Origin of the sequence: Psittacicella gerlachiana (genome assembly GCF_003585965.1) — a bacterium.
Classification (GTDB): domain Bacteria; phylum Pseudomonadota; class Gammaproteobacteria; order Enterobacterales; family Psittacicellaceae; genus Psittacicella; species Psittacicella gerlachiana.
Map to the genome: position 1 here is coordinate 1 of NZ_NRJF01000053.1, position 24129 is coordinate 24129.

Annotated in this window: 26 protein-coding genes and 2 pseudogenes; 7 read left to right on the forward strand and 21 right to left on the reverse strand. The window is 34.2% G+C overall.

Annotated elements, in window-relative coordinates:
- Window positions 1–448 precede the first annotated feature (448 nt).
- Entirely contained in the window at window positions 449–1177 is a 729-nt protein-coding gene (locus CKF59_RS02065; protein ID WP_119534327.1) for a 4'-phosphopantetheinyl transferase family protein, read from the forward strand.
- A gap of 472 nt (window positions 1178–1649) precedes the next feature.
- Here CKF59_RS02065 and CKF59_RS02070 read toward each other — a convergent pair whose 3' ends face one another.
- The 19 genes from CKF59_RS02070 to CKF59_RS02160 all read right to left on the reverse strand — a co-directional run bounded on the left by CKF59_RS02070 (window position 1650) and on the right by CKF59_RS02160 (window position 17724).
- Window positions 1650–2891 carry a beta-ketoacyl-ACP synthase gene (locus tag CKF59_RS02070; RefSeq protein WP_119534328.1) on the reverse strand — a complete coding sequence of 414 codons (1242 nt, stop codon included), beginning with the start codon at window positions 2889–2891 and terminating at the stop codon, window positions 1650–1652.
- 24 nt (window positions 2892–2915) lie between these two features.
- Window positions 2916–3647, reverse strand: a complete 732-nt coding sequence (fabG, locus tag CKF59_RS02075; RefSeq protein WP_119534329.1) for a 3-oxoacyl-ACP reductase FabG — start codon at window positions 3645–3647, stop codon at window positions 2916–2918.
- Window positions 3637–4101: a hotdog family protein gene (locus CKF59_RS02080; protein WP_119534330.1), complete on the reverse strand. Its 465-nt coding sequence runs from the start codon at window positions 4099–4101 to the stop codon at window positions 3637–3639. Before CKF59_RS02080 ends, fabG begins: the two co-directional genes overlap by 11 nt.
- The gene (locus CKF59_RS02085; protein WP_119534331.1) at window positions 4091–5305 is read right to left on the reverse strand and encodes a beta-ketoacyl-ACP synthase; all 1215 of its coding nucleotides are present in this window, start codon (window positions 5303–5305) and stop codon (window positions 4091–4093) included. The genes CKF59_RS02080 and CKF59_RS02085 overlap by 11 nt, the downstream gene beginning before the upstream one ends.
- A 9-nt stretch (window positions 5306–5314) precedes the next feature.
- On the reverse strand, window positions 5315–5800 hold the full coding sequence (locus CKF59_RS02090; protein WP_119534332.1) for a hypothetical protein: 486 nt from the start codon (window positions 5798–5800) through the stop codon (window positions 5315–5317).
- A gap of 3 nt (window positions 5801–5803) precedes the next feature.
- A complete protein-coding gene (locus tag CKF59_RS02095; RefSeq protein ID WP_119534333.1) occupies window positions 5804–8041 on the reverse strand; it encodes an MMPL family transporter in 2238 nt (745 codons plus the stop codon).
- Between the two features lie 9 nt (window positions 8042–8050).
- Window positions 8051–8641 carry a LolA family protein gene (locus CKF59_RS02100; protein WP_119534334.1) on the reverse strand — a complete coding sequence of 197 codons (591 nt, stop codon included), beginning with the start codon at window positions 8639–8641 and terminating at the stop codon, window positions 8051–8053.
- A gap of 88 nt (window positions 8642–8729) precedes the next feature.
- Window positions 8730–9179, reverse strand: coding sequence for an acyl-CoA thioesterase (locus CKF59_RS02105; RefSeq protein ID WP_119534335.1), 450 nt, complete (start codon window positions 9177–9179; stop codon window positions 8730–8732).
- Window positions 9180–9187: 8 nt separating this feature from the next.
- Window positions 9188–9613, reverse strand: a complete 426-nt coding sequence (locus CKF59_RS02110) for an excinuclease ABC subunit A (RefSeq protein WP_119534336.1) — start codon at window positions 9611–9613, stop codon at window positions 9188–9190.
- 51 nt (window positions 9614–9664) lie between these two features.
- Entirely contained in the window at window positions 9665–10579 is a 915-nt protein-coding gene (locus CKF59_RS02115; RefSeq protein WP_119534337.1) for a lysophospholipid acyltransferase family protein, read from the reverse strand.
- On the reverse strand, window positions 10576–11304 hold the full coding sequence (locus CKF59_RS02120) for a glycosyltransferase family 2 protein (RefSeq protein WP_119534338.1): 729 nt from the start codon (window positions 11302–11304) through the stop codon (window positions 10576–10578). Before CKF59_RS02120 ends, CKF59_RS02115 begins: the two co-directional genes overlap by 4 nt.
- Window positions 11305–11312: 8 nt before the next feature.
- Window positions 11313–12635 carry an AMP-binding protein gene (locus CKF59_RS02125; RefSeq protein ID WP_119534339.1) on the reverse strand — a complete coding sequence of 441 codons (1323 nt, stop codon included), beginning with the start codon at window positions 12633–12635 and terminating at the stop codon, window positions 11313–11315.
- A 3-nt stretch (window positions 12636–12638) separates the two neighbouring features.
- Window positions 12639–12956, reverse strand: coding sequence for a COG4648 family protein (locus CKF59_RS07985; protein ID WP_245959261.1), 318 nt, complete (start codon window positions 12954–12956; stop codon window positions 12639–12641).
- A 224-nt stretch (window positions 12957–13180) separates the two neighbouring features.
- On the reverse strand, window positions 13181–13795 hold the full coding sequence (locus tag CKF59_RS02135; RefSeq protein WP_119534341.1) for an ApeI family dehydratase: 615 nt from the start codon (window positions 13793–13795) through the stop codon (window positions 13181–13183).
- A gap of 12 nt (window positions 13796–13807) precedes the next feature.
- Window positions 13808–14065, reverse strand: a complete 258-nt coding sequence (locus CKF59_RS02140) for an acyl carrier protein (protein ID WP_119534342.1) — start codon at window positions 14063–14065, stop codon at window positions 13808–13810.
- A gap of 8 nt (window positions 14066–14073) precedes the next feature.
- Window positions 14074–14337 carry a phosphopantetheine-binding protein gene (locus CKF59_RS02145; protein ID WP_119534343.1) on the reverse strand — a complete coding sequence of 88 codons (264 nt, stop codon included), beginning with the start codon at window positions 14335–14337 and terminating at the stop codon, window positions 14074–14076.
- Between the two features lie 2 nt (window positions 14338–14339).
- Window positions 14340–15089: a lysophospholipid acyltransferase family protein gene (locus CKF59_RS02150; protein ID WP_119534344.1), complete on the reverse strand. Its 750-nt coding sequence runs from the start codon at window positions 15087–15089 to the stop codon at window positions 14340–14342.
- A complete protein-coding gene (locus tag CKF59_RS02155; RefSeq protein WP_119534345.1) occupies window positions 15086–15829 on the reverse strand; it encodes a beta-ketoacyl synthase chain length factor in 744 nt (247 codons plus the stop codon). Before CKF59_RS02155 ends, CKF59_RS02150 begins: the two co-directional genes overlap by 4 nt.
- Window positions 15830–16638: 809 nt before the next feature.
- Window positions 16639–17724: a DNA cytosine methyltransferase gene (locus CKF59_RS02160; protein WP_119534346.1), complete on the reverse strand. Its 1086-nt coding sequence runs from the start codon at window positions 17722–17724 to the stop codon at window positions 16639–16641.
- A 540-nt stretch (window positions 17725–18264) separates the two neighbouring features.
- Here CKF59_RS02160 and CKF59_RS02165 point away from each other — a divergent pair.
- The 4 genes and pseudogenes from CKF59_RS02165 (at window position 18265) to CKF59_RS02185 (ending at window position 21493) form a co-directional block, all read left to right on the forward strand.
- Window positions 18265–19104, forward strand: coding sequence for a BspA family leucine-rich repeat surface protein (locus tag CKF59_RS02165; RefSeq protein ID WP_119534347.1), 840 nt, complete (start codon window positions 18265–18267; stop codon window positions 19102–19104).
- A gap of 246 nt (window positions 19105–19350) precedes the next feature.
- Window positions 19351–19719 (forward strand): DNA adenine methylase, encoded by a 369-nt coding sequence (locus tag CKF59_RS08055; RefSeq protein WP_119534348.1) that lies wholly within the window; start codon window positions 19351–19353, stop codon window positions 19717–19719.
- Between the two features lie 58 nt (window positions 19720–19777).
- A pseudogene (locus CKF59_RS07990) lies at window positions 19778–21081 on the forward strand (DNA adenine methylase).
- A 52-nt stretch (window positions 21082–21133) separates the two neighbouring features.
- Window positions 21134–21493, forward strand: a complete 360-nt coding sequence (locus tag CKF59_RS02185; RefSeq protein WP_245959262.1) for a hypothetical protein — start codon at window positions 21134–21136, stop codon at window positions 21491–21493.
- Window positions 21494–21785: 292 nt separating this feature from the next.
- On the opposite strand, the gene CKF59_RS07995 is transcribed toward CKF59_RS02185, so the two are convergent.
- Both CKF59_RS07995 and CKF59_RS02195 read right to left on the reverse strand, forming a co-directional pair.
- The gene (locus CKF59_RS07995) at window positions 21786–21944 is read right to left on the reverse strand and encodes a hypothetical protein (RefSeq protein ID WP_245959263.1); all 159 of its coding nucleotides are present in this window, start codon (window positions 21942–21944) and stop codon (window positions 21786–21788) included.
- A gap of 9 nt (window positions 21945–21953) precedes the next feature.
- Window positions 21954–22984 (reverse strand): annotated as a pseudogene (locus tag CKF59_RS02195) (IS1595 family transposase).
- A gap of 104 nt (window positions 22985–23088) precedes the next feature.
- Between CKF59_RS02195 and CKF59_RS02200 the strand changes: the two are divergent.
- Window positions 23089–23424 carry a helix-turn-helix domain-containing protein gene (locus CKF59_RS02200; RefSeq protein WP_119534351.1) on the forward strand — a complete coding sequence of 112 codons (336 nt, stop codon included), beginning with the start codon at window positions 23089–23091 and terminating at the stop codon, window positions 23422–23424.
- 33 nt (window positions 23425–23457) lie between these two features.
- Window positions 23458–24129 (forward strand): type I restriction enzyme HsdR N-terminal domain-containing protein (locus CKF59_RS02205; protein ID WP_147397097.1); only part of this gene is annotated, 672 nt, incomplete at its 3' end.

Below are 24129 nucleotides of genomic sequence, written 5' to 3' on the forward strand. Positions count from 1 at the left end.
GTATATATTTAGATAATATTACCCCTATCAAGTCTTTAAAAGTCTGTTCAAAAGATAAAAAACTGTGTTTTATTTAATTAAATTTTGTTAATAAATGATAATTAATTGCAGTTGAATGATAAGAATTTGAGAGAAGTAAAAAAGTTGAAGTAGCTTAAAATTAGTAAAATACTTAAGTGATTTTTTTAGGAGTAATGGTGTTGTATGGCATGAATCCCAAAAGTTGGAATGAGATTATTTTTAGAAAAAAAATTTCTTTAATGGATTTATTATCTTAATTTAAATTGTAGCCAACCTTAATTATTGGTTAAGTTTATTTTAATAAATTATGCAAGAAGGTAAGGTAGAGAAGAAATTATATTGATTAGAGATTTAAGAAAACTCAATAAATTAAATCAAATCAAGAAGATAATTTAAGAGATAAGTAATATTAGGAGTAGATATTTTTATGGAGCAGACAAATAAAGTATTTGTTATAGTTACTCAACTCTCTTCTCTTGTTTCTTATCAACAGTTATTAACTTCTATTACTTCACTAGATATTCTTAGTAAGAGGAAAAAGCTGAGAGCTTTTAAGCAACAATTAGGAAAAGAGCTTTTAGGAAAATTCTTAGCTAAGCATTTAGATTTAAAAGTAGATGTAGAGAAGTTATGGGGTAAAGAAGAGAATGGGAGACCTTATTTAACCAATTTTAATTTAGATTTTAATCTAAGTCATTCGGGGGACTGGTTAGCAATAATTATTGCTCCCGCTACTCCCTTATATAGTGTAGCTATAGATATAGAATCAAAACAAACTAGAAATTTTCTTGCTTTACTTCAAAGTCTAGGAGAACAGGGAGAAAAAGAATTTGCTAATCAAGCTTTGGTTAGACGTTTACCAACTGAAGAGCAAAGATTCTATTATCTTTGGTGTGGACGTGAGGCTTTAACTAAAGTAAGAGGAGGGGGGATAAAAGATTTTTCTTTAATTAAATCTCGAGTAAATTCTTTACAAGAACTTGAATATACTTTTTCTCTAGTGGAGAAAGGGAAGTTAATTTTTATAGAAGAAACCGAGTTTTATCTTTGTGTGTTTATTTCTTATCGTTTACACGGCATTACTTTTTTCTTTTGGCAAGATGAGGATTTTATTGAGTTTAAATCACAATTAAGTCTTGTAACCAAAATAAATTAAGTAATCTCTAGATAATTTATAATATCTATTTAGTTACCATGTTTTAAGGTGATATTGAAGTAATGAGATTATAAATACCAAGAGATAGTGAATAGAGAATATTGAATAGTTAAAGAGAATAGTGAAGATGAATTAAATTTTAATTTAATCAATAAAGAAAGTTAGGTTTATACCTAAGTTGTATATCTCTAATGAAAGTAATTACAATAATGAGGTTAGCTAAGAGAATAGATCTGGTTAAGAGAGCTTAGTCGGTTGGTTAAGGGAGCTTAGTTGGTTCAAGGAGGATAATTTTTTAGAAGATAAGAGGGGGGGGGGAACGCAAATTATAGTTATTTACAAAATTAAGCCCCAAAAAATTAAATTTTTTGGGGAAAGTGCTAAAGGCTAAATTTTCTCAATTAGCTCTATATATGATAGAGTCTAATATGGTATAACTTGTATTGGTTTTTTGATTTTAAGTTGACGCTTATTAGTCACGCCAACGCTTAAAGATTAGAGAAGTATTTACGCCACCAAAAGCAAAGTTATTATTCATAACATAATCTGTGTCTATATGACGCACCTGATCTTTTATATAATCAAGATCACCGCAACGCTCATCAACTGTAACAAGATTTAAGGTTGGGAAAAAGCTTTGCTCACGCATCATTTCAATCGCAAACCAACTCTCTAAAGCTCCACAAGCTCCTAAAGTATGCCCTAAATAACTTTTTTGCGAACTAAAAGGAACTTTACCAAATAAGGTCGCAGTAGCTTGGGTTTCGGCAATATCTCCTTGCTCGGTAGCTGTTCCATGCCCATCTACATAACCAATTTGCTGAGGTTCAAGCTGAGCGTCTTTAAGAGCTAACTCCATACAACGTTGCATGGTATCTTTAGAAGGACGAGTAATGTGTGTACCATCACTATTAGCTCCATAGCCGACGATTTCTGCTAAGATATTTGCCCCTCGAGCTAAGGCATGTTCCAGTTCTTCGAGTACAAGAATTCCAGCCCCTTCGCCAATCACTAGACCATCACGGTCTTGATCATAAGGACGAGGATTTAATCCTGGATTTTCATTATCACGACTAGCGGCATACAGAGAATCAAAGACATATACTTCGGAAACATAAAACTCTTCTCCACCGCCTGCGAGCATCATTGGAATTAAGCCATGCTTGATAGATTCATAAGCGTAACCTATAGCTTGACTACCTGAAGAGCAAGCACTAGAAGTTGGTATAATTCTTCCGGATAAACCAAAGAAGATACCAATATTAGCAGCCGTAGTATGAGGCATCATACGTACATAGGTATTTGCACTAAAATTTTCGCTTTTCCCAGTAATCACGAGTTTACAAGCATCGACAATATCAGGAGTACTTCCGGTAGATGAACCTGCAGCCACCCCCATATTCCCATCAAGACATAGAGAGCTAATCTTCCCTTCTTCCCATAATCCAGCCATTGCTAAAGCATCTTGAGCCGCATCTACACAAAGCATAGATACTCTTCCCATACTTCTTAACTGTTTACGATTCCAACTTGCTGGAGGGGCATAGTTAGGAATTGGAGCTCCTAAGTAAGCTTCTAAATCAGGATATTTATTATCCCAATCAAGGCGTTGGGTAGCATTACGTTTTTGGCTAAATGCTTGTTTAATTTCTTGCCAATTACGTCCTAAAGCGGTAATTCCACCTACACCTGTAATTACTACTCTTTTTGTCATACATGTACTTCTATTTTAAATTTGTTAACATAAACCGCCATTTACAGAAATAACTTGACGAGTAATATAACCTGCTTTTTCATCAAGCAAGAATTGCACTGCATGTGCTACTTCTTCAGGACTTCCCATGCGTTGAGCTGGAATCATTTTGAGGATTTGCTCAAGAGGAAGGTTTTCATCAAGCATGTCAGTATCTATAAGTCCTGGAGCTACACAGTTGACCGTAATCTTGCGTTTAGCTAGTTCTAGAGCTAAAGCCTTGGCAGCTCCAATTAGACCTGCTTTGGAAGCACTATAGTTTACTTGTCCACGATTACCGATTAATCCTGAAACTGAAGTAATACAAACTATTCTTCCAGCTTGGCGACGACGAATCATAGGCATGATTACGGGTTGGAGAACATTATAAAACCCATCTAGGTTAGTATGAATAACTTGATCCCATTCTTCTTCGGTTAAAGCGGGAAAGGCATTATCACGAGTTAATCCTGCATTAAGGACAACCCCGTAGTAGGCACCATAAGTCTCAAGGTCTTGAGTTAATGCTTGGAGGCAAGCTTGACGGTCACTGACATCAAATTGTAAGATTCGAGCCTGTTGTCCGAGAGCTTGAATCTGCTCTACTACTTCTTGAGCTTGTTCTAGACGATTACGACAGTGAATCACAAGATTATAACCTTGTTGAGCAAGAGTTAAAGCTATAGCTTTACCTATACCACGGCTTGATCCCGTGACAAGAACAGTTTTATTTTGCATAATCTTCTCTATTTTTGGGACTAAATACATTAAACACTCCATTAATAAGAAGTTTTTGAGTATGGCTATCATATAAAGCTACATCAAAAACTCCAAAGCCTGATTGGTCTTGAATGGAGAGCTTTACTTTGGTAGTTACTTGCGTATTTGGAAGAATTTGAGAACAAAAGAAATTAATTTTACGTGAGCCGATAAAGAAACCTATACCAACTTCACGCTGATTTATGAGGCTTTGACAACCAGCCCAACAACCAATGCTTTGTGCCATAATTTCAAGGGCTGAATAGTTTTCTAGCACCCCATCTTCTAACAAAATATTGTCAGGGGTAATTAAGGTTGTCGTTTCAATAAAATCATCACCAAAATCTAATACTTTATCTACTAAGATCATTTGCTCAGTGTGTGGAAGTAAAGGATCAATATTAGTAATGGGGCAAGTTAAATCAATTTGCATGATCTTCTCCAATAATAAGCACCGTATTATTTCCCCCAAAAGCAAAAGAGTTACTCAGACCTATACGACGTGGCGTAAGCCAAGTACTTTGCTCATTAGTAAAGGTTAGGGGAGCTAATTCAGCATCTAGCTCTTGATCCCAAATTTGGGGAGGTAATTTACCTTGAGGGTTATAGTCTCGGCTAATAATTCCCCATAAGAGGGCAGCTTCTATAGCTCCGGCAGCTCCAAGGGTATGTCCAGTAGAAGCTTTGGTACTAGTGCAAGGAATTTCTAAGCCAAGTACCGAAGCTATTGCTGTAGATTCCATTAAATCATTGTGTTTAGTCCCAGTTCCATGGAGATTAATCCAGCCAATTTGCTCTGGGGTAAGTTTACTTTGCTTTAAAGCTTGAGTGAGAGCTAGATTCGCTCCCTTACCTTGAGGATGAGGTGAGCTTATATGATAAGCATCACTGGTTGCTCCATATCCTAAAAGCAATAAAGTCTGATTATCTAGAGGTTCACGAGTCATAATAAATACTGCGGCCCCCTCACCAATATTTGTGCCACTACGATTAAGTGAACAAGGGTTAAGTTGCTGCTCAGCTAACACCGAAAGGGATTCAAATCCCTTAACTGTAAGGGGAGAAAGGTTATCAACTCCTCCAACAATAACAGCATCACAGAGATTATTGTTTAAGAAACGAGCTCCACTAATTAGAGCTCGAGCTCCTGAAGTACAAGCAGTTGAAATTGCATAGGTTAAACCTTGAAGCTCATACACTTCTTTAACAAAGTCAGCTGGAGCGGACATGCTAAGTTGCAAGTCTTTTTCATTAAAATTTTGTAACTCTAGATCATGTTTAAAGTAGGGAATTAGTTCATCAATACCCGAGGTTGAAGTTCCCATAATTACGGCAATGCGGTGTGGAGAATAACGACGCAAACAAAGTTTAATTTGCTCTTCAATCGTAGCTAAAGCATGCCAAAGTAAATGGTTAGTACGGCTATAATGTTTAGTTTTTAAGTGAGAAGGAAAAGGGCGTAACTCTTGCTTTACTTGCCCAAAAACTCCAGGCTTAAGGGTAAAAGCAGGATCAGCAAAGGGATTATCCGAAGCTTGAAGTCCTGAAGTAGCTTGAAATAGGGCTTGCAAATGCTCTTCGAGATCTTGACCTAAACAACTTAAAAGTGCTGGTTTATGAAGATAAATTTTTTGCATAAGTTGAGATTAAGGGGTTAGTGGAGTTACTAACCAGAGAGAGTTGTCGTAAAGTTTAATTTTAAGATTAGAGGCACTTGGAACTAATGACCATACTAATCTCTGTTGTTGATAATAATCTATTATTCCCTGTTCTTGGCGTTGAGTAACTGCAAAGATCTTAGTTTGAGGTGCTAAATAACTGGCAATAGCCGCAAAAAGGTATTTAGCTTGTTCATTAGGAGGAACAAAGCCTTCTCTTTGCCAACCTTTAGAGGTTAAGAGCATACGACTTAAAGGAGCTCCTAAGGGATCATTGAGTATCCAACGCCATTGCTGAGCTTCTATTTGTACCACTAGCAAGCTAGATCGGTTTTTGGGCGCAAGTTCTTCTACTTTAAATAAGTAGGTAGAAGCTAGCGAAGTATGAGGAATTTGGCTTACTTGCGGAAAGTTAGAGCAAGAAGCCAATCCCAAACTTAAGAATAAAAGGAAAACAAGTTTAATTAATGGCATAGGTTAGGTTTTTTCTAAACAAAAAATTAAGATAAGGGTAAAGAAAACTCCTAAACTCACACTAATCCCAAAGCTAGCTACGGCCGGAGTCGAACTAAAAGCTAAAAGCATAAAAGAAATAATCGTAGTTAGTGAAGCTAAGGTAATGGTAAGTTTTTTAGCATTAATTTGTTCTTTTACCGTATACATATAGGCAGTATAGTCAATGCCAATTGCTGAGACTAAGAGTAAACCAAACATGGCAAAAAGACTGATTGGAACAGCTAACCAACCTAAAACCCCAATAGTTAAAGCTATAGCCATTAAAGGTAAAACTAAGATTTTACAACTTCCTTTAAAGCCAAAGAACTTAAGTAAAAAGATGAGGGCTAGGGCAAAAGAAGCGAGTTTTAGCCAAGCGGCTTGATCTCGGGTCTCTTTAAAAGCTTGATTGAGATGTCCCGCTTTATCTTGCCAAAAGATATCTTGGTTATTAGCTAAAGCTTGTAAAGGTTGAGGATCTGTTACTTGCATAAACTTAATTACCGAAGCTACATGTTGAGCATCAAGCTGTCCTAGATAAAGGAATTGCCAGCCTTTACCTAAAGAAGTTTGTAATGCTTGAGCTAAGTCTAGCGTTTGTTGAGGTAAGGCTTGTAAACTCTCGTTAATATTCTCTGAACTTATCCCTAGGTTAGTTAAACTTTGATAGCTAGTTGGAGTAAGTTTATTTAAGAGTTCGTGTGCAAGTTGCTCTTGTTGTTTGAGCGGTTGAATCCACTGACTTAATGCCATAAACTCATAGCCTTTTAATTGCTGGCTAAGTTTTAAGTTTTTTTCTAGCAATTCTTGATCATTGGAAGCGACGACAAGTAAGTATTGAGTACTTAAATCTAGTCCCGCCAGTTGAGCTATTTGTTGGGTTTGCTTGAGTAAGCTTGGAGGTACCGAGATCCATTGACGCATATTATCTTGCCATTGACTTTGATAGATTCCGCCTAGAGTAAATAAACTTATCCCAAGGAAAAGTACTTTTTTGAGGCTAGATTTTTGCACTAATCTAGTAAAAATTCCTAGAGTTGGCAGGTTTATGGGCTTAGCTTGATAATGCTTAAATCTTCCTGGGAGATAATAAACGGTTGCTCCTATTGCAAAAACAAGAGCTACACTCGAAAATAGAGCTGTTTGTTTTAAAATAGGTAAAGCTGTAAAACCTAATAAGAGATAACCTAATAGGGTTACGACAAGACTAATAAAAAACGTAAAATAAAGTTTACGCATAGCAACTTGAGGATGCCAAGGTTTTTGGTACAAGGAAGAACCTAACCAGTGGAGAGGAAAATCAACAAGTACTCCAATTAGACTTGTGCCTATAACCAAAGTCATGACATGAATGCGCTCAAAGACGATTAAAGTAGCACTAATTCCAGCAATTAACCCAATAAAAATTGGTACAAATAACCAAAGTACTTTAAGGCTACGAAAAACACTAAGGAGAAAGATTAAGGTCAAACTAATGCCTAAGACTGACATATAAGTACTTTCTTTTTCAGCTTGTGCTTGAGTCGTAGCTGCAAATAGACTTGCTCCGGTTACTAAAAATTTAGGGGCAAGTTCTTGACTCTGATGTATGAGAGTTAAGAGTTCTTGTGGGGAACCAATTAAATTAGCATCCTTGAGTTTTGCTTGTATTAAAACCCAAGTAATCCCTTGATCCTCAAGATAAAGATAGCCACTATTAGCATCCCATTGCATCTTACTATTGGTTAGAGCTTGAGCAAGCGTAAAACGAGTAAAACCTAGCCAATCTTGATCTAAAGGAACTAAGGAAGTACGATTAAAAGGATTGACTATTTGCTCGGCAAAGTCCTGAAAATAAGTTTGAGGATTATTTTTGAGTTCTTGGATAATATTTGCTGGGAGCGTGGCAAAACTTAGAGTTTTTATTTCTTGACGTAAAAGTTCAAGATCGGGTTGAACTTGAGCATTTATGTGACTAAAAAGCTTAGATTCAGACCATAGCTGGGTAATCTTGTGAGCTAAGGTAAAACTTTGTTCTTTGTAGGGACTACCAACAAGAGCAATAATTTGTTCATTTAAAGTTTGTGTTTGTTGTTGGTCAGCTGCGATTTGCAGTGGCGACCAAGTTTGTTCTTGAGGTAAGAGAGAAGTTAAATCTGTTACCAGCCATTGTTGATGATAAATTCTCTGACCTAAAAAGAGAATAAACAATAAACACAGGCATGAGAATAAATATTTCACACTAAAGTCCTATTCCGCAAAAGCATCTTGAGCAAAAGCGGTAAGAGGTTGATCTACTTGGATTTGGCTAAAGGTTATAACGGTGCGATCACCTTGAGTTTCGTTTAAGGTGATTTTTTGGATTAGATTTCCGCCCTGAATAAAGATACTTGTAAAAATTTGTTTCATTAACAGAGATTGAGGAATTAATTCTAGTTGCCAATTTTGCGCTGTACCTTGAAGTTGGAGTTGAAATTGGCTTTCAATTCCTGATAAATCTCCCGACAATAAACCAAGAAAAAGCTTAATTTGGGCTGCTTGTACTAGTTGATTAGAGTTTATCCAAGCTTGTCCATTCCATTGACTAATTCCTTGTTGATTTAAGCGTAGATTTACGGCAAAAGGAGTTTGCATTTGCCATAATAATCCTTTAGCTTTAACAAGAGTGAACTCTCCCGTACTCGTAATTGGAAGAGGAATGCTTTGTAAATAACGTTCTTGTTTAAAGTTTCCTTGTAAGCTCTCAGGTTGTTGAAGTTGATTAATTAATTGACTTTGAGAAAAAGCCCAACTAAAACTAGCAAAACAAAGTAAAAAGATGGAGATAAAATATTTTTTCATAAAAAAAGGTGAGAAGAGGGAGAGACTCCCTCTTTAGCTAAAAAATTTACCGTTAATATTTTTGTCTAACACGTTTATGTAGTTTACATTAGCTTATAGGAGTAAAGCCTGGATAGGCTTCAAGAGCTTGACAAAAAGAGCTTGGAGTTTGAAATTGTAATTCTCCGGTTTGTAGATCTACGGCAGCTTGAGTTGTAGAAGCTTTAGTAAGACGTTTATTAGTCTGAGCATCAACAATTAAGTATTCAAGACGCAGACAGCTTTCATACTCCACTACATTAACGATAATCTTGATTTTTTGTTTAAAGAGACAAGGCTGAACATACTTTAAGTTCAATTGTACTATAGGCCAAGCATAACCTTTATCTTTCATTACATCATAAGAGTAGGCTATTTCTTCAAGAAAAGCACAGCGTGCCATTTCAAGATATTTAACATAGTTTCCATGCCACATAATCTCCATTGAATCTACATCAAAAAATTGAATTTGATACTCGGAGCTATGGGTAGCATAAATGTGCTTATTGCTTTTACTCATAATGTAGATTATTTTTTGATATCACCAATTAGAGAAACACGAGAAACTACATTACCTACATGGCACTCATATTGTCCTGGAGTTTTAAAAGTACTGCCTTTGTAGTTACTTAAAATATTAGTTACTTTAGTTGCTCCTAAGCTTTTAGCACGCTTTTGTAAAGAGACAACTGCACTTAAGAACGCCCAGTTACAAGTTTTAAAATCTTCTTTACCATAAGCATTAGTTTTACGATTAGTTTTTGCATCTTTTAATAAGAGTTGTCCAGGTACATCCTGTCCGAAATAAAGAGCGATATTTGGATCAATAACTTTTTTTGCTTCTGCAGTATTTAAAGATTCGCTTACACTATAGTATTTAATATCATTACGAGCGCAAGAAGCTACAGTTAATAGACTTAGAGCAATAATTAGACCTTTAGATAGTTTCTTCATATTTTTTTCCTTCTAAAAATTTAAGTTGAGAGTAAAAGTTTAAGTTGAGAATTATTTCCAAAAATCATAAAAGTTAAACCACATGGTAGGATATTGCCTACAAAAATTTTCTAAGCGTTTGACGTAAAGTTGCAAATACTTATTAATTTCTTGTTCACGTTGTTTTCTTTTTGCTTGTAATATAGGGGCAAGAGGTTCTAGGTATAAAGAATATCCTTGCTTTTCCTTAAAACAAAAAATAGTATTAATTGGAGCTTGAAGTAAATTTGCCAGTAACCAAGGTCCTGTAGGGAAGCGAGCTTCTTGCCCAAGAAACTCTATACTTTGTACCTTTTCAAGATTGTCTCCTAAGCGATCAGCTGAAATTGCGAGCCATTGTCCTTGAGCAATTCTTTTTTCGAGCTCAAACATGGTTTGAGGATCAAGATTTTCTATTGGAAAATGTTGAATAACCTGAGTGCTTTTTTGCGTTTGCTTAAGAGTTTGATTAAACTTTTTGGAGTTTTGTACATTCATTAAAATGTTTAACTTAAAGTTAGGTAAGTTTTCTTGTTGCAAAAAAGCTTGGCAAATTTGGATATCGCCTAAATGGGAGAAGAAAAGAATCTGTCCTCGTGTATTTTGAGGAGGATTTTTTATTTGCTCGAAAAGCTTGGCTGGATCATGGAGCGTAAACTTAGAGGTTACTTTTGAGCCTTGCCAAAGACTAAATCTTTCGGCAATTGAAGTTCCAAAGTTGAGATATTGCTGAAAGCGAGCGTTTTTAGGTAGTTTGATCTCTGGGTAAGTTGTTTGGAGTAATTCGAAGTATTTAGTACTAGAACCTTGTTTACGATCACGCCAATAGTAGAAACTAACTACGCCTAAAGTACACCAACGTACTAAAAATCTTGGAAGATATTTGGTAATTAACTTACTAAGGTAAAGAAAAAAGTGATTTCCTTTCTCTTGTTGTTTCCAATTCATACTTTTTTGCCTCGGAGGATGCGCCCTAGCATGCCAAAAAAGAGTCGTGCGTGCATTTTGCTGATGAGCCAATTATCTCCCCAAGCCCGAAAGTGAGAAGACCCGTCTTGGTTGTACTTTACTGGGGTTTCAAGCCACAACATTGGGATCGCTTCCCAGTGACTACGAACAAGAATTTCAGTATCAAAATCCATACGATCTCCTATAGGCTGTGCCTCAATTAAAGCATTAATTGAAGCTAAAGGGTATAACCTAAAGCCACACATCCCATCAGCTAGATCCAAAGACCAAGTATTAATCATATTCCAAAAATTGGTGATTTTACGTCCATAGAGACGAGACTTAGGGGCATCTGCCCCATAAATAGGCAAGCCACAAATTAGGGCTTGAGGATTAACCTTAGCGAGAGCAATAAACTTGAGTACATCTTGGATTTGATGTTGTCCATCAGCGTCTACTTGAATAGCATGGGTATAACCTTGAGCCTGAGCAAGTTTAAAAGCCTGTTTTACAACTGCTCCTTTTCCTTGATTCTGAGAATTTAATTCTAAACTAAATCCTTTAGCTTGCGCTAAAGTTTGAAGTTGCTTTTGGCTTTGAAGATCAGAACCATCATCAATAACGATAATAGGTAAGTTTTTGGCTTGTAACACTTCGATTACTTTGCCGATTTTATCTGCATGTTTATAATGCGGAATAATCACAACTGGAGAAATTTCTTGCATAGGTGATATTAATGGGAAGCAAGACAAATTGCTTTAATTTGTTGTTGATCAATTTTATGTTGCTGATTACGAGGTATTTGTTGACAAAAACGCCAATACCTTGGTAATACACTTTTCTCTTGATGGAGAAAAAGCTGATTTTTTAGCTGCTTAATTAAATCTACACGTTTGTGCTGAGCTAACAACTCTTGCCCTAGAGGACTAAGTACTACTATAGCAACCAAACGTGAATATTGAGGATGTTGAGTAATATAACAATCACTAACTAAAGGACTTTGTAAAAGTTGTTCTCCCATAAGTTCGAGAGATACTCTTTTATCATTAATTTTTACAATTCGATCTAAGCGTCCAAGGAGGTCAAATCCTTGAGGAGTTAATTTAACCTCATCCATGGTTTGTTCGAGGTTACTTAGCCAAGGTGATTTTACCCATAGGGCTTGCTGAGCATTAACCCCATACTCGACTTGAGGGAAGGCTTGCCAAGCTAAGTAATTGAGACGCCAAGCAATAATCCCAGTTTCGGAGCTACCATAGATTTCACAAAGGGGAAAATCTAAGTAGCTTCTTAAATTATTAGCAGTATCTGCCGGAAGTTTTCCGCCTGAAGAAATAATCCCTTGTACCTTTGTTTCTTTAAGTTGAGGATTGGGTAAGAGAAGATTTTTTAATAAAGTTGGACTAGTAATCCACAAGCTTGGTAACTGCTCTTTACTCGCTGCTATTAGATACTCGCTATATACAAGTTGCTCACGTCCCAAGAGCCAATCTTGGTATAGAGGAAAAAACACTCTAAAGGTTAAACCGTAGAGGTGTTGTACGCTAACACTTCCTAAGACTTGCATTTTTTGTTGCCAAGGAAGAGTTTGAGCTAAAGCTTGGGCTTCACGCCACATTTGTTGTGCCGTTTTTTTAATGAGCTTAGGCTCATTACCACTACTTCCTGAAGTTTTGATATAAATTGCAGTTTGATTCTCAAAGTCCAAAAAGTCTCTCAACTGCACTTTACCCACTTGCTGTTCTTGTCCATAAGTAGAAAAAGAAGCCAAGGGTAAATTTGCTTGTTGAAGTTGATCGCTTAGAAGTAAAGAGCAATTGTTTTTGAGCCAAAGTTGGTTGTTTTCTTGAAAATCAGGTGGGAGTAATACTTCCACCTGAGCCTCTAAACAGGCTAATAGCGTGCAAGCAAAAGCACTAGCATCATTAAACCAAAGGGCAACGCAAGTATGCTGTTCTTGCGTTAATTGTTGAGATATTTGTTTTGCTTTATTAGCAAAGTCTTGTTTACTCCAACTGGGAGCAAGAGTAATAAGCTCGGAATATGGAAGATTCATATATTATTGTTTAAGAATACGTCGTCTTACTAGCCATTCTCCAAGAAAAAGGAGACCCATTAAGAGGTAAGAAATAATTCCTGAATATAAAGCCCAAAAGAACCAATATTTTTGCCAAATACAAAAAGTAATGACAAGAATGTTAAGGATAAAGAAACCACACCAAACTTGAGTAACTCTCCGTGTATAAATTACTCCTTGTGGAGTAAGATTAGGATCTTGGATTCTTGCCAATCTTTCAACAAAAGACTGAGAACTAAATAAGCTACTTGTAAAGACTATTAGCATAAAGCCACTGACAATAGCTGGATACCAAGTCATGAGTTCCAAAACTTGTCCTCCGAGCAAGGTTAGGAGTAAAGCTCCAAGAAAAAAAGCAAAGTAACGGAAGTAACCTTGACTCAGTGGAGCTTTAATTAACCATAGGCTTGCAAGAATAATGCTAAGGACTATTTTATAGTTAGGAGCGAAAAACCAAAAAATGGGATAACAAACACTAGTAAGAAAGAGCAAAAGGTTAAGAACTTTTCTAAAAACATTCATATTTAGTAAATAAAACAACCTTTGCAACAAACTTCATGATTACTCAAGAGGGTAAAGGCAAGCTGCTTTTTATTGTCATTCCATTTTATTTTTAATTCTAAATGGGTATGAGGACGAATTGCTTTGGTAAATTTAAGGTTGTGAATATGCCTAATTACCGGTAAATGAGGATAGATTTGTTTTACTTTTTCTTTGACCCAACGTAATTGTACGACCCCAGGAACTAAAGGGTAATTATGGAAATGATTTTTAAAGTAAAAAAGATCTACAGGAACCATACCTTGCCAAATGTGTTCGCCATTGATCTCTTGATAATCATGATATAGCGGATCTTTAAGAGGTTGTTGTAAACGCTGTTCTCCTAAAGTAGCATTGGCTTCTGGAGGTAATTGAGTTTCAAAGATAAAGTCTGTTGCTTCACAATGTTCTTGTAATTTAGCTACCAAAGCTGAGCGTCCTTGCTGAGTATAAATTTCAACTCCGGCTGGAGTTAAAGCTAACCAAGCAATGAGTTGTTGCTTAAAAGGGAACAAAATCACTTGTTTTACCCATGGTAAAGCATGAAGATCTTTGTCAAGGGTATTTTGTTCACTTGAAGTTAAATTCGAGATATTCATCCTTGCCTTAACCTAAGCTTGAGGGGTTTCTTGGCTAACCTTTTGCACGGCTGCAATTACATCTCTTACCGTTCTCACATTACGAAAATCTTCGGCATTAAGTTTATAGCCTGTATTACGTTTAATGTAATCAATAAGGTCGATAGCATCAATACTGTCGATATCTAAGTCTTCATAGAGATTAGTATCAAGAGTAATACTATCTTTATCGATTTCAAATAGGTTTACTAAAGCATTAGTTAAAATATCTTGGATTTCTTGTTCTGTCATAAGGAAAATTATTTTACTGCAAGTTGTGATTGAATAAAGTTAGTTAGAGTATTTACATTACGAAAATGTTGGTTGAGATTAGTTTGTTCTGCATTAAAGGTAAAACCAAATTTCTTTTGTAATTCTAATCCTAATTCTAGAGCGTCTACTGAATCTAAACCTAAACCTTCTTCCGAAAAAAGTTCTAAGTCATTATCTATGTCTTCAATAGTTAGATCTTCTAAAGCTAAGCTATCGATCATAATTTGTTTAATTTGCGTAGCTATATCCATATTCATTCCTTTGTCATGTTATTAAAGTATTCTTCTAATTCTTGATTAAGAATTCTTGTAGCTATAGGTTTAGGTTTTGCTTGAAGATAATCTTGAGGATCTATATCTTCTCCGACAAAAATTTCATATCTCATCGTTTGGCGTGGGATTTTATACCATGGCTGTCCTTTTTTTAGTCCTTTAGGAGTCATTTTAATTACCACGGGAGTAATGACTTTCGCACTACGTAAACCTATGCTAACTGCTCCTCGATGAAACTTAATTTCTCCATCCCATCCGGTTCTTGTTCCTTCAGGAAAAATCAAGAGGGCTTGTTCTTTTAGGGTTTGGTCACAAAGCTCTAATAATTCTTCGGACTCAGTATTGGGAATAAAACCACAAGCTTTAATTGCCGCTTTAGTGCTAGGTTTTTTGAGGAGATCTTTTTTTACAATGCAGTTAAGGTTATTTGCTTGAGAAAAAATTAACACTACATCTAGTAAACTTGGGTGATTTGCTAAAATCAGTTGCCCAGGACGTCCGAGCTTATCAAAGCCGTGATATTTCACCTCAATAATTTTTCCCCAAGAGATATACTTCACAAAAACTCGCCAAATAAAAGCAACGATTTTACGAGCTTGGAGTTGAGAGTTTAAACTAGCATGAGGATATTTACGAGCATAAGGATAGAGAACTAAATTTAAAATGGTTCCCACAAAAGCAAAAATCAAAAACGCTGAACCTATTAAGAGGAGGGCGATAAAACTTCTCATGCTTTAGTCCAAATCCAAGTACCTTTGTTTGCTCGACTTTGCCATTGTTTGAGGTTTAAATACTGAGCTTTAACAAATTGTAAGTTATTATCAAAAAATATCTCTGAGGTGCAATTATCACCTACTAGAGTTAAGTTGTATGATGAACCTTGGGTAATAACCAAAGTTAAGGCATAACTAAAAATTGGTCTATGAGTTATATGTTTAAGTTCTTGATATTGGCTATCTATTTCACTTTCGCTAAGAATCACGAGGACTTTGTTAAATCCTTCGTTTAATAGACAATAGGCCTCTAGTAGAGAGACCTCTAAATTATCAAAAGTAGAGGAGATTGCTGTAGTTTCATTGGTAATATTACGAATAATCGACCAGTTACCAACAATAGCATTATGTACTGAGAGACTAAAAGAAGTTGGAGAGATCATACCTGTATTTAAAAAATCTTGGTAAAGCTTAAAAGAACGATTAACTTCTCCATTAACCGAAGCGTAAACTATAGGGAGATTTTCTTCTTTAGATGTGAGATTCCAAGCAGAGGCAAAAATTAAACGAGCATTTTCACTTAAACGTCGACGTTCTTTGAGATTAAGAAATTCAAGTTTAGGTTTTTGTACTTCTCTATTTTTTACATTTTCTAACCAGTAAGGAAGATCTTGTTCCCAATCTTGAGAAGTTAACTCTTTACTTGTGGTTAGTTGCCACTGATCTATATTAAAGTTGAGAGAGCAAATTTTATTCATGCGTTGAGTACAGTAAATTTAGCTGACCTTAAAAGGAGCAGAGATAAAATAAAGAGCTAAATAAGATAAAAATAAAAAGAGAATTAGTTATGCTCGGAGAGCATGGATTGAAAGGAGTTCTGTGTGCAAGATTGGCATTTTTAACGGAGAGAGGGTAGTTGCCAAACTACAAGAGATGTTAAAAATGGTTAATAAGGAGAAAGTCTTGTTAAGAAATGAGTGTAAAGTTATTTACAATAATCGAGTATCATAAATTAAAGAGCTTAAGAAAATCATCCTTGAATACAAACTGGCACATAGAATATATTTTTTAGACTTTTTGCCAAAAAGTCATAAAAAATGAAGAATAAATTTTGAGTTAAAATTTAGAGAGACCTTGGTTTTAGACCCCCAAATTCATCTTTGATTATATCATATGAAAGACCCTTTATAGGGTTATCTTGGGAAAATCCTTGGAAAATTTAAAAAATCTTAAATAAGAGATGATAATTATCTTGATATAACTTAAAAAATTGTGAATATTTAGACGATTTTAGTGGGATTTGAGGTGCTTAAATCCTGATAGAAAAAGAGTCAAAGGAAAGAAGAATTTATGACTATTTTAGTAGGTTATAGAGGAGGTTTTTTGGTAGGAAAGTGAATAATGGAAAAGGTAGAAGAGGAAGTTGTACCAAAGTACTCAAGGAAGAGAAAAAGTTTGGTGACTTTATGAGAAAAGCCACCAATGATATATTTAACTTTTTTAAAGATAGATAAAAGAGATAAAAGAGGTAAAGATTCAAATAGAGCTAATAAAGAGAATATATCTTTTATTTTAAACCGTTTAAACTATAAAGCACTGCTCGAGCAATGTGCCATGCTAAAACAGGTGGTACTGCATTACCTATAGCTTTATAAGCCGAAGAGGCACTAGCTGGAAACACAAAATTATCCGGAAAAGATTGCAATCTTGCACATTCTCTTACACTTAATCTACGCCAACCTTGCATATCGTTAACATCTTCTAAAGTAGTACGATAATGAGCTTCAATGTTTCCATGGTGTTCGGCTCTAATTGTAGGTGCTGGGCGATCAGCTAAGATTTTGCAATTACCTTGCATCTTTTTTCCTGGATAAAACTTAGCTTTAGAAATATCACGAATGGTGTGATTAGAAATTTTTCCGGTATTAACCTGAAGCCATAAATCATCTATAGCTTCTTTAGCACTAATCCACTTAGGAGTTGTTTCTCCTTGTTCACTAAATAATTGTTGGGGATAATAGATTTGTCCTTGTAAGTCTTTACGTATCCCTATAATAATCACTCTTTTCCGTATTTGCGGAACGCCAAAATCGGCTGCATTAAGTACTTGATATTCTACTTGATAACCAGCAGCTCTAAACTCTTCAAGAATTACTTCAAGAGCCGAGATATTTCCCTCTGCTCCTTGCTGGGTTTTCTTAGAGTTTCTAATCCCATCTACATTTTCGGCAACAAACATTTTGGGACGATAGTGAGAAACTACTTTAAGCATTTGTTTATAAAGTTGCCCTCGTTCATCACTTAGTCCTTTTCTTTTCCCTGAATAACTAAAACTTTGACAAGGAAATCCTCCTAACACTACATCTATTTGTTCTTGCGGTAAGTCCTGTTCTAGATCTAAATCAACAATACTTTTGCGAGTTACTTGATGGTTAAAGTTGCTTTCATAGATATCACAAGCTTGTTTAAAAATATCATTCGCAAATTTAATTTCAAAAGGATTTTTCGTAAACTCCGTCCCTAAAAACTCAAACCCGCCCACAAAACCTAGATCCAAACCTCCAAGACCGGAAAATAAACTTACAACTTGATATTTTTGTTTAGGAGAAGAGGAGATTGTTTTATCAAAAGAATTAATAACTTTAGCAACCATAAGATCATAAATATAAATAAATAGTAATCGAATTATACTAAACAAAGGCAAAGAGCCAAGATAAAAAATTAGGTAACCCCTATTTTATATCAGTAATCTGCTCATTTGTTATTCTTAGCATTCTTTTCTTGTGATAGACCCATTAGATTTTAGTTTTTCTAGATTTGTTATTTAGTGAGTTTTTTTGTAACTTAAAATCATGAAAAACAGAATAAATATTCTACACGTTAACTAGATGCTCACTTAGATAGTAAGTAAGAAAAGTTAAGAAAATTAGAGCTTAAAAAGCTTAAGGATTAAGTTTTTTACAAAAATTGTTATATTTTGTTTCTTTTCAAGAAATTAACTTAAAAATTTAGTATAATTTTAAGAGAAGAAGCAAAAAAGTTTTCTAAATTTCAAAGAGTAAAACTAAATCTATCTCTTTTCTCTAAAATTCACAAATAGGTGTATTTGGTTGAGAAGGTCAATACTCTAATTGAAAATAAAACCATTAGCTTTCTTCATTATTCAAGATCAACTCCTTCTAAGGTGGTGAAGATGAAATTACTTCAATTAGCTTTGCATTTAAGTAAAAAAATTCCGCTAAAACAAGATTGGATGTTTTATTTGGCCACTACTTCTTTAAACTTAAATTCGAACCTTACTATAGATCTTGAAACTTTAAATAAGCATTACCAAGAGGTAACAGCTTATAATCTTGAAGCTGATCCACAGCATCAAGAAAGTCATCGACAGGGAGTAGCATTTTGCTATGAGTATTTAGAAAAAATCCTGCAAACTCAAGGCACTATTGAACTAAAAAGCTATCAATTACACAATTTACGTAAAGAAGAAATTAGAGAAATTTTAGTTCTCTTCTCTTCAATTACGAGATATGTAGTTATTCCAAATGTCGACTTAGGGTTTATAGATACTGCACATTTACGAGACTTAAGTGACTTATTTAGTAAGTTACATTATTGTGATGTAAAATTTAAATATCAATTTGATGTAGGAACATGGGAAGTATCGCAAGTTGAAAATATGGATCGTCTTTTTGCTTACTGTAACATTAAAGTTGTAGGTTATGGGAAGTGGAATTTAGCGAGCTTAAAATCAGCAGTTGAAATGTTCAGAGATAATCGCCTCTTATGTGAAGCAATCAAATTGGATTTAAGACAAATTAATGGTAAAGCTTTACACAATATCTTCTTTAATTCCCGTTATTTACTTGACGGAAATTTAGAGCAGATTTTTGTAAATAGCAGGGGAACTCGTATTCTCCATGAATTACCCTCTATGCTTACTTACTATAATCAAGCAAGTGAGCCAAAAGTATTTAGTAATTTAAAACGTAATTATGCTTGGCTCGAAGAGCATATTAGAGCTAGAGTTTAGGACAAACCTTGTTGATCAGCTCTCTACTTAAACAAATAAGTATTAAACAAAATTAAACAAATAAATATCAAAATGACGGATATTTTATCTCCTCAGAGATAAGGTAACGTCATTTTCTTAGTTTATACCTTTAAATCAAAATAAAATTTCATGGGTTAAATTTGCTTAGCTTTGATTAAAGAAAACAACTTTTATTTGTTATAATTTTAGTTTGTTGCTTTAGTTGCCTAATTTGGAAATATAATTATGTTTGAAATTAATAATCGTAGATACCTAGGAAGTAAGTTTAAGCTTCTCAGCTTTATTCAAGAAATTGTAGATAAGCATTGTAAAAACTGCCAAACTTTTGTTGATCTTTTTGCGGGAACTGGAGTAGTCGCAAATAAATTTAATGCTGATTATCAGATCATGGTTAACGATATTTTAATGAGTAATCAGTACGCTTATTACACTTTCTTTGCCCAAGATCAAGTAGATCTTACCAAGCTTGAACAAATTATTGCTACTTATAATAATCTCCTAGCTAAAGATCTCGAACATAATTATTACAGTGAAAACTTTGGTGATACTTATCTTAAGTACCGACAATATGAAAATTGTAGGATTTATACGTGAAGATATAGAAACAAAGTTTGCTTCAAAGCTAATTAAGCAATGAGAAAAAGCAATCCTTATTACTTCTTTACTTTATGCAGTAGATAAGATTGCTAATACCGTAGGGCATTACGATGCTTTCCGTAAAAACGGAGAATTACAACGTCAATTAAAACTCGAACTCCCAAAACTAAACGACCAGTTTAATCAAGGAAACTTAATTACAGGTTTAGATGCTAATGAGTTTGTGACTAAGTATGAAGGAGATATAGTTTATATAGATCCTCCTTATAACTCACGTCAGTATAGTGATGCTTATCATTTTCTTGAAAATCTTGCTCAGCACCAAAAACCTGAAGTTAAAGGAGTGGCAAGAAAAATGGATCGCAGTAAGCTTAAGAGTTCTTATTGCACCAATAGAGCGGTAGCGACGTTTAGGGATTTAATTGGTAAAATCAAAGCTAAATATATTATTGTTTTTTACAATAACACAGGAACAAAAATTAACTCACGTTCTAATGCCAAGATCTCTGATCAGGAGATTTTAGAAATTTTACAAACAAGAGGACAAGTTTTTACCTATGAAAAAGCAATTAATGCTTTTACTACTGGTAAAACTAACGTTGAAGATCATAAAGAAAGATTATTTGTTTGTGAAGTTTATCCTGAAGTTAATAGTAAAACTCAGAACTTTCAAATTAAGAACTCTAAATCTAAACAATTTAAAGGCAGTAAATTGTTTAAAGACCGTAAACCTACTCTAGGATTAGGCTTAGTAGAGTTAGATCTAGAACAAGAAATTAATTCTGAAACTATTATTAAATCTCCACTTAACTATACCGGAGGCAAGTCAAAACTCTTACCACAACTTAAAGAAAAATTTCCTCAAGAGCTAGAAGTCTTTTATGATGTGTTTTCGGGAGGAGCTAATGTCGGAATTAACATTGAAGCAAAAAAGTTTATTGTATTGATAACAATACTAGACTAATTGAACTCTTACAGTTTTTACAAACGCAAAGCTACGAAGATCTAATTAAAGAGATAGAAAGTAAAATTATCGACTATGGCTTTAGTGATACCCATACGCATGGTTATGAGTATTACCATTGTCAAAGTAGCAATGGGGTTGGAAGTTATAATAAGAAAGCGTTTCAATGTTTAAAACAAGATTATAATCAGCATCCTGAACCATTATTGTTTTTACTTTTAATTATTTTTGGTTTTAATAATCAAATTCGTTTTAATCGTAAAGGAGAGTTTAATATTCCTGTAGGTAAACGAGATTTTAATGCGAGTTTAAGAAGAAAACTGCAATTGTTTTGCCATAGATTAAAAAACAAAAATCCGGTATTATGTAGCAAATGCACAAAGACCATTCCATAAAATTTTGTTAAAGTTCTTATTAGTTTAATTTAACAATAAGGACTTTATTATTATGGCACAAAAGCTCAACAAAAACGAGTTAATAGCAAGTTTAATCAAGATACAAAAAAAGCAAGAAATCATTGTGGAGCAAATGAATGTTTTAAGCAAGGAAATAGATAGTTTACTTTCTTATTTCATCCCTAATGATAACGACAAAACAGCTAAAACCTCTCGCCTGATTACTTCAAGATTAATAGCACAAGTTTTACGACAACATGAATATTGGATGATGTGTGGAGAAATTGCGGAAAAGGTGCTTAATTTGCAAGGACAGTCTATTTTTGTAGATGTGGGAGATAAGCACTATCAAGCCACAAAACGAATTTTATCTAGGCTTAAAAAAACAAGGGGTAGTTCAGCATTGCGGTAGGGATTTTTGGCGATTAAATAAACTTCATACTTAGTTTTTCCACTACCAATATACAGTCTTAACATCTATTTGAGTGCGAGTAATAATTCCATCTTTATGGAATTTATTAAGTTGTTTACGAATAGAATCGAAGTGCTTTGGCGAGGGAGTATCTTCATTATTCTCTATGGCAAAAATGCGTATTGTGAGTTCAGCGATGGTAAAATACTGTTGAGGATTATTTTTCATAATCGATAAAAGATATTTTCTGACTTTCCCTTTAAATAATCGGTATTTTCTGCGATAGATAAAATTAGTGGTATTGTAATTGATTAATGTTTCGTTTTGTTTCCATAATATCAATTGTTTGTTGTAAAACACTAATTTTTTGGTCTATTTCGCTAAGATGTTGCAATACTTGCTTACGTTCAAATTTAAGCTCTTTAATGCGTTTTTCAAGATTATAAGCCATTGTTTTATCCTATTGCCATACGATTTCTTGTGGTATGTGTTTACGTTGCCAATAACCGCACCATTCGTTATTTTCATTTGTGGTAAATAAGCATTTTTCTAATATATCTTTAAATTGCCAACCGTTGGCTTCTCGTCTGTTATCTTCACGATAGGCGGCTTCATTAGCATAGCTTAATAAATAAAGGTTGCTTATTTTGTGCATTTGACCGAAATACATGCGTTTAAAACGGCTAAAATAGCTTTCAGCTTGATTGTTAGTTACTCCATCAAAGCCGCAATATTCTTCTTTATGATTTACGGTGCAAAGTTGATAAAATGGCATTAGAACTTCATAAGCACGATTTTCATCTGTATTAATTTTAGTTTTTTCTTGAATAAACTTTTGAGCAAACTTTTTCACAACGTTTGCTGTTTCAGCGTAAGTCACTAATACTTGTGTATGTTTGCCCCTTTCTTATGTACCGATTTTTCTTCTGGTGTATAATGTTCACGAGCAACGATAATGCAACGCTTGTGAGGGTTTTGATTTTCTTTCAAGCGATAATCAATGCGGTCAGCTTTTTTATTAGCTTTACGTGGAGCAGGGTGGACGTAAGTACCGTCTATATCTACTTCCCCTTGTAATACTCTTAATTCTCGTTGTTCTAATAAGGCTTTGCGTAATTTATTGGCAAGTACATAAGTGGTTTTATATTGCACACATAAATCACGTGATAGTTGTAAAGCTGAGATACCTTTAACTGCATTAACAAATAACACTATTGCTAATAAATAGGTTTGTATAGACAATTTGTGATGAGCAAAAATTGTTCCTGAGGTAGGACTAAAGGTATGGCGACAATGTTTACAACGAAATTGCTTACGAGTAGCGATAAAATAGGCTTGATGAACACAACCGCATTGAGGACAAGTGACGATAGTATGGCTTCCCCATCTTATTTCACAAAGTAAATTAAATGCTTGTTCATCCGTCAAGCTCACTACTTGACGAATAGAAAGCGTTTTTGCTTTGGATGAAAGTAAAAAGTGTTGAGTCATAGTTGCAGTTTAATCCTAATCAAATTAAAATATGAATATATTTTCACATTTTGTATGAATGATATATCATAAAAATATACTTTTGACAATAGGAATATGAAATAATGTGCATATCTGAGCGTTTAAAGCAGGTGTTAGAAGTTAAGAATATGACTGTTACTGAATTTTCTAACGTGACTGGAATTTCTTATCGTTCAGCAATGAATTACTTAAATGAAGGAAGAGATCCAAATGTGGATGCTTTAATAAAGATTCATAAAGGACTTGCTGTAAGTATAACTTGGTTGCTCACTGGAAATGGACTTATGTTTCAGACAGCAACGCTAGAAAGTTCGATTTCAGAGCAAGAAAAAAAATTGATTACAGACTATCGTTTGATGCCTGAAAAATTAAAAGATGCTTTTTCAATTTCTTTTAAAGAAATTTCAGAAAAACAATAAATATTATTTTATATTTAATCAAAAAGGATAAAAATGAGCCAACAATTTATATCTTCTGAAATAGTAGAATCAAGAGAAGGTTATATTTTAGATTATATTTCTAACGTCTATATTAAAAACACACCTGAAGAAACTCAGGCTACCCAACCATTTTCTCAAATTCTAGTAAATGATTATAATTATGAGAAATCTCAAATTATTACCAGACCTCAATTTTTTGTAAAAAAATCCCCATCAGATACTAGTGGTAGCTTCCCCATTGATATTGCAGTCTTTAAAACACCAGAAAAAAAGGAAAATGAGCTTTATATTATAGTTGAATGTAAACAATCTATGATAAAGGAAGGGATATCCCAGCTAAAAGACTATTTGACTCTGTCATCTGCTGAATTAGGTGTTTGGTATAATGGAAAAGATACCCCTGTTTATTTGCAAAAAATAATAACTGAAAATGGATTAGTATTTAAACAGATTCCTAATATACCTAAAAGAGGAGAAAGATTAGAAGATATTGGGTTATATAAAAGAAAAGATTTAATTGTTCCGCATAATTTAAAAGCTATTTTTAATTCATTACGTAATCATTTAGCTGGTAATGCTATTGGAACAACTAGAGATGAAGAATTAGCAAAACAATTAATTAATATTATATTTACAAAAATTTATGATGAAAAATTTACTCCTCCCAATGAAGTTGTTAAATTT